At 55.9% G+C, this 1,062-nt stretch carries 1 protein-coding gene; it reads right to left on the bottom strand.

What is annotated here, in order from left to right; all coding sequences use genetic code 11:
• On the bottom strand, positions 1-1,019 hold a 1,019-nt coding region (locus C7445_RS14470; RefSeq protein WP_243835224.1), incomplete at its 3' end, for a chromosome segregation protein SMC.
• Positions 1,020-1,062: the final 43 nt, after the last annotated feature.

Genomic DNA, 1,062 nt, shown 5'->3' with positions numbered 1-1,062 from the left:
ATCCGAAACGTCTCACGAACCTCGCCTGTTTCCTTGTTCACATCCATCAGGTGGATAGCAACATGGCGGAACAGGCCGTTCAGCTTCTCATGCTGGGCGCGCAGATACTCGAAGCGAAACTCTTGGAGTGCCTGAAGCTTCTGTTTGAGGTCTTCGAGGTGCTCCTCGGTTGCCTGCAAGTCTTCTTGTGCTTGGGTGAAGTGTTCTTTCGCCTGCTCATAGGCGCGAAGCTGAGCCGCATAGGCCACTTCTCGGTAGTGTTCATCCTTGAGGCGTGTTTCCATGTTCTGCACGAATTCCACGAGTTCCGAATGCGGAGTGTCGTTGTCCGGCATAGACTCCAGCTTCGCAATCTCGGCCTTGACCGCGTTTCCTTCTTCCAACATCCCCTTCATCTTCGCAATCGAAGCTTTTCGCTTGTGCTCAATCTCTTTCAAGATACGAGCCGCTTGGTCTTGTGGGAGTGGTTGCCCACACGTATGACAGTGTGTATCCGCCTGTGGCAGACTGTCGCGCAGTGCTCGATATGTTCGCCCTAGCGATTCACGGCGCGCGTACAGGTCGCGCAGGCGCTCCTTTCGGTGCCCCTGCGAGGATTCGAGCTCCATGAGTTCCCGCTTCGCGGCCTCATATCGAGCGCGTTCTTCTCCGGTGATGCTTGACACATACGGCTCTGGTTCGCCACGACGAAGCACGGACTGATACGCTTGGCATTGCCCTTCTAAACGCAAACGATCCTCTTCGGTATCTTTGAGCTCCTGTCGAACCTTTTGCGTTGCGAATTCGACCGAGTCAATCCCCATGACGAACTGGTCGTTCTGGAGTCGTGCGGCGCTTTCCGGATTCATACGTGAAAGCACATCCTCTTTTGGGAGGTCTGGTACGCAGCGCGAAAGCACGGTTTTCGCTTCCTTCGGTTCCAAGGAGCTGAAGTAGCCGGGGACAAACACCGACAGGAATTCCTGCACGGTGCCGAACCAGCCTTCGATTTGGCCAAGCTGTGCGCGTTTGCCGTTCACGAGGAGCGTCGAGCCCTGTCGAGATGCTCGGGTGCGCGAGATG

Origin of the sequence: Alicyclobacillus sacchari, assembly GCF_004366795.1 — a bacterium.
Classification (GTDB): Bacteria; Bacillota; Bacilli; order Alicyclobacillales; family Alicyclobacillaceae; genus Alicyclobacillus; species Alicyclobacillus sacchari.
This window is presented reverse-complemented; position numbering and strand designations above follow the sequence as displayed.